The 4,586-nt window shown below is 75.1% G+C and carries 5 protein-coding genes; 2 read left to right on the forward strand and 3 right to left on the reverse strand.

The genetic code is table 11. The features are described from left to right. Positions 1 to 207: 207 nt before the first annotated feature. On the forward strand, positions 208 to 1,143 hold the full coding sequence (locus ACFV6I_RS37810) for a polysaccharide deacetylase family protein (RefSeq protein ID WP_380430640.1): 936 nt from the start codon (positions 208 to 210) through the stop codon (positions 1,141 to 1,143). A 45-nt stretch (positions 1,144 to 1,188) separates the two neighbouring features. On the opposite strand, the gene ACFV6I_RS37815 is transcribed toward ACFV6I_RS37810, so the two are convergent. From ACFV6I_RS37815 to ACFV6I_RS37825, 3 genes are read right to left on the reverse strand one after another with little or no spacing between them, the layout of a single operon-like run. Further along, on the reverse strand, positions 1,189 to 1,635 hold the full coding sequence (locus tag ACFV6I_RS37815; protein ID WP_380345511.1) for a YchJ family protein: 447 nt from the start codon (positions 1,633 to 1,635) through the stop codon (positions 1,189 to 1,191). A gap of 60 nt (positions 1,636 to 1,695) precedes the next feature. Beyond that, positions 1,696 to 3,246, reverse strand: coding sequence for an FAD-dependent monooxygenase (locus ACFV6I_RS37820; RefSeq protein WP_380430642.1), 1,551 nt, complete (start codon positions 3,244 to 3,246; stop codon positions 1,696 to 1,698). A 27-nt stretch (positions 3,247 to 3,273) separates the two neighbouring features. Beyond that, positions 3,274 to 3,885, reverse strand: coding sequence for a TetR family transcriptional regulator (locus tag ACFV6I_RS37825; protein WP_063346059.1), 612 nt, complete (start codon positions 3,883 to 3,885; stop codon positions 3,274 to 3,276). A 257-nt stretch (positions 3,886 to 4,142) separates the two neighbouring features. Between ACFV6I_RS37825 and ACFV6I_RS37830 the strand changes: the two genes are divergently transcribed. Continuing rightward, a complete protein-coding gene (locus ACFV6I_RS37830) occupies positions 4,143 to 4,541 on the forward strand; it encodes a cytochrome C oxidase subunit I (RefSeq protein ID WP_159398309.1) in 399 nt (132 codons plus the stop codon). The last annotated feature ends 45 nt before the right edge of the window (positions 4,542 to 4,586 follow it).

Genomic DNA, 4,586 nt, shown 5'->3' on the forward strand with positions numbered 1-4,586 from the left:
ACTCGGGTGCCCGGCCGGTTCGGGTGCCCGGCCGGTTCGGCAAAGGAAGGGCAGGGGCCCGGCGCGTCGTTGCCCCGCACGGGTGATGAGGGGATTGGCGGGGGTGCGCTGCGGGGGAGCAGTGCTTCTATGAACAGATCATCAAATCATCGCATTAATGCGGGTTTGAGGGGAATTCAGGGACACGGCGCCGGTATGCGGGCGGGTGTGCGGACCGGTCTGCTGGCCACCGTCTGCCTCTCCGCCGTCGCCGCCGGCTGTGCCGGGCCGGTCGACCCCGCGCGGCCGGCCGTCGTCCCGCCCGCGCCGGGTGCCGTGCCCGTCGTCGAACACGGGGTCGGCCGCCCGCCCGAGGCGCTGCCGGTGCTGCCGGGCCTGGCCCGCAAGGAGGAGGAGGCCGGCACCGAGGCGGTCGCCCGCCAGGAGTCGGAAACCGGGGCGGCCCTGGAGACCGCGCACCGATGGGGCCTGGAGGCCCCGCCGCTGAAGGCGCCGCCACGCCCGGCGACCAGGCCGGTACTGGCCCAGTCGCAGGGCGTGAAGCTCAAGGAGGGGCGGCCGCCGGTGGTCTACCGGGTGCCGACCGACGAGAAGGTGGTCTTCCTCACCGTCGACGACGGCTCCGAGAAGGACCCGGAGTTCTCCCGGATGGCCGACGAACTCGGCATCCCGCTCAGCACCTACATCTCCGACTACCTGGCCCGCGAGAACTACGGCTACTTCCGCGACCTGCACGCCCAGGGGGTGGAGATCAACAACCACACCATCAACCACCGCAACCTGAAGGTCCTCGGCTACGGGGCCCAGCGCGACGAGATCTGCCGTCAGCAGGACCAGCTGGAGAAGCAGATCGGCGTCCGCCCCCGGCTGTTCCGGCCCCCGTACGGCGAGTACAACGACGACACGCTGCGCGCGGCGGCGTCCTGCGGGGTCCAGGCGGTGCCGCTGTGGAACGAGGAGGCCTTCCCGGACCACATGGAGTGGCGCTACAACGACCGGAAGCTCCACCCGGGCGACATCATCCTCACCCACTTCCGGGGCGTCGACCTCTGGAAGGCCTCGATGCCGGACCTGCTCCGCAAGGTCGTCAACGACGTCACCGCGCAGGGCTTCGCCCTCGGCCGACTGGACGACTACCTGTAGGAGTTCGCCTGTCGAGGACCCCGAGGACCCCGAGGACCCCGAGGGTCAGCCGAGCGAGAGTGCGTCGAGGTACACCCAGGCGCCCTCGTGCCGGACGAACCGGCTGTGCTCGGTGAGCACGCCCTGCTCGCGGCCCTCGGTCCAGTGCGCCCGGAAGGCGACCGTGCCCTCCGCGTGGAAGGCGCCGCCCTCGGTGGTGGACACCACCTCCAGGCCGGTCCAGCGCAGCGCCGGGTCGAAGTCCACCTCGGCGGGCCGGGTGTCCGGGTGCCAGGTGCGCAGCAGGTACGCCTCGTCCTGGGCGGCGAAGGCGCTGTACCGCGAGCGCATCAGGGACTCGGCGGTGGTGGCCGCCGTCTGGCCGCGGTGCAGCCGCCCGCAGCAGTCGCCGTAGGCGGCGGGCAGGCCGCAGGGGCAGGGGGAGGAGGGCAGCAGCCGGGGCGCGGAGGCGGCGGCGCGGGGCGCGGGGCGACGTGGGGACATGCGGTCCATTCTCTCCCCCCGGCCCCGGCCGCCCCGACCGGGGCCGGTGGGGCGTCCGGGTGCGGGTGCTCAGCAGCGGGCGGAGTCCGGTTCGCCGAACCAGGCGTGCAGCGCGCGCAGCAGCCCCTCCGGATCCTCCTCCCCGGGAGCGGCGGCCCAGGCGACGTAGCCGTCCGGGCGCACCAGCAGCGCGCCGGCGGGCGGTTGCGGGCAGTCGGCCGTGAGCACGTCCACCCGGCCCTTCCAGTCGGCCGCGAGGTCGGCGAGCCGTGGTGAGCCCCCCGCGAGGTCGAGCAGCAGGGCCCGGCCGCCGCGGACCAGTTCGGCGAGCCGGGTGGGGCCGGCGGCGGTGGTCAGCGGGAGGTCCGGCGCGAAGCCGCCGGCGAGCGGGTGCGGGCAGTCGGTGTCGTACCGGACGTCGCTGCCCGCCATGAGCGCGGCGATCCGCCCGAGGTTGTCCTGGTACGCGAGCAGTTCGCCGAACAGGGCGCGCAGGGCGGTGACGGCCGGGCCCGGGGACATCAGGGCCATCTGGGCCTGCGAGTGCATGAAGACCCGTTCGCCGACGGGGTACCGCTCGCGGTGGTAGCTGTCCAGCAGGCCGGGCGGGGCCCAGCCCTGGAGGTCGGCGGCCAGCTTCCAGCCGAGGTTCGCGGCGTCCTGGAGGCCGAGGTTGAGGCCCGGACCGCCGGTGGCGGCGTGCACGTGCGCGGCGTCGCCGACCAGCAGCACCCGGCCCTCGCGGTAGCGCTCGGCGAGCCGGGTGTTGTGCCCGACCTGGCGGCGCGGGGTGTGCGCGCCGGGCGTGCCGGCCGGGGCGAGCGGCAGGTCGGCGCCGGTCACCCGGCGGACGCTGGCGCGCAGTTCGTCCAGCGTGGCCGGCACGGTCTCGTCGACGGGCGGGCCGTCCCACTCCATGGTGGCCATCATGGCGAGTTCCGGGCCCATCGGGGCGAGCACGAACACCCCGTGCGCGGTGCGGGTGTGGGTGAACGGGCGGAACGGCGTCGGGCAGCCGGGCAGCAGGACCTCGCCGGTGTCGAGCACCTGCAGCCCCTCGGGCGGGCGCACGTGGGCGATGCGCGCGACGGGGTCGGGCGAGGTGACCCCGGGGAAGCCGATCCCGGCCAGCTTGCGGACGGTGCTGCGGCCGCCGTCGGCGCCGACCAGGTAGCGGGCGCGCAGCCGCTGCGGCCCGTCCGGTCCGTGGACCTCGACGGTCACCCCCGCCTCGTCCTGGGTCAGACCGGTGACCTCACGGCCGTGGTGCACGGTCACGCCGAGTTCGCGGGCCCGCTCCGCCAGGGCCTGCTCGATCCGGTGCTGCGGCACCGGCAGGGCGTACAGCGGGTTGCCGTCGAGCTCCCGGAGGTCCAGCGGGAACGCGCCGAACACGAAGCGGGGCACCGGGGCCGGGGCGCCCGGGCCGCCGAGCCGCTCGTACAGGCCGCGGTGGTCCAGCAGCCGGATCACCTGGCCGACCAGCCCGTTCGCCTTCTGCTCCGACGAACGTTCGGCCAGCCGGTCCAGCACCACCGGCCGGACTCCGGCCAGCGCCAGTTCGCAGGCCAGCATCAGCCCGTTCGGGCCGGCGCCGGCGATGATGACATCGTGGGTCATGGTAAATCCCCCTGTGCGACGGTGAGTTCACGAGGACGACGGTTCGGGGAGGCCGGCCGCCAGCTGCCGCAGCGCCTCCGCCAGGAGCGGTTGCAGCGGTACCGGCGGGTCGGCGCGCAGCCATACGTCGCTGGCCGCCCTGAGCGCGGCCAGGACGCCGGCGGCGACCAGTCTGGGGTGGAGGCCGCCGGGGTCGGCCCCGGTCCGGGCGGCCACCGCTGCGGCGAGCCCGGCCTCGGCGTCCGCGCCGGCGCGGGCCAGCTCGGCCTGGAGGGCCGGTTCGCGCAGCAGTAGCCGCACCGCGGCGGTCCACCGCGGGTCCGGTTGCTCCGCCGCGCCGTCGAAGGGTGCGAGGGTGGCCCGGGTGAGCGCCTCCCAGAGAGGTTCGGCCAAGGGCCGCTCGCGCAGCGCCTCGCCGACGAGCCGGATGCGGTCGCAGTGCCGGGAGACGATGGCCTCGGCCTTGCTGGAGAAGTAGTTGTTGTAGGTGCGCGGTGACACCCCGGCCGCGGCCGCGATGTCCTCCACCCGGACGTTCTCCAGGCCCCGTTCCACCGCCAGACGCAGTGCGGCCCAGCTCAGTGCCTCCCGGGTCGCGGCCTTCTTCCGTTCCCGCAGACCGATCTGACTCTTCGTCACGCCCACTACTCTCCCCGGAAACCTGCGGGCCGCGCAAGAGTGCGTGGCACGCAACTTTTTCGGAGCCGACACTCCGGGGCGGAGCCGGCCCGGCGGGGTTGCGAGGAGTCGCGCGGCGGCTCGGCGAGTCGCCCTGCCCGCCCGTGTGGTCACTGATAGTAGTGGCCTGGTTGCGGAGCGGTCTCCCGCGCCGGTTCGGCGGGACGGTTCGACAGGGCGTCCCGACAGCACGCCTCGACAGGACATGAGGAGCGGTCATGGGTGGCAGACAGCGTCCGCCGGGAGCGCGGACCCCTCGGCAGGGCCGGCCCGCCGGGGGCGGCCGGGTGAACGCCCGGGCGGAGATCGCCCGGCTGGAGGGCTATCTCGCCTGGGAGGCCGAGGTGGCGGCGGCCGAACGGGACGCCCGGGCCTTCGCCGGGCAGTTCCCGTGGCTGCCCGCCGCGGAGCGGGAGAGCCTGGAGCAGGCCTACGCCGCCGACCGCCTGCGCTACGCCGAGGAGGTCGTCGACCGCGCCGTCGAGCGCTGCCGCCGGCTGGCCGCCCGTTACCGCAGCGAGTGCCGCCGGATCTGCGCCCGCTGGGCCGCGCTCTGCCTCTCCGTCACCCTGGCGGCGGCGCTGTTCGCCGTCGTCCCGGCGGCCCTGCGGGCCTGAGGCCTGAGCCGGGTCGATCCGCCGGCACGCCCGAGGGCCCGCCGC

Origin of the sequence: Kitasatospora sp. NPDC059803 (assembly GCF_042732255.1) — a bacterium.
Lineage (GTDB): Bacteria > Actinomycetota > Actinomycetes > Streptomycetales > Streptomycetaceae > Kitasatospora.

Bases quoted from the DNA above. Each gene is read 5' to 3' on its own strand.
- ACFV6I_RS37815 (WP_380345511.1), bottom strand. From the start codon at position 1,635: ATGGACCGCATGTCCCCACGTCGCCCCGCGCCCCGCGCCGCCGCCTCC.
- ACFV6I_RS37820 (WP_380430642.1), bottom strand. From the start codon at position 3,246: ATGACCCACGATGTCATCATCGCCGGCGCCGGCCCGAACGGGCTGATG.
- ACFV6I_RS37830 (WP_159398309.1), top strand. From the start codon at position 4,143: ATGGGTGGCAGACAGCGTCCGCCGGGAGCGCGGACCCCTCGGCAGGGC.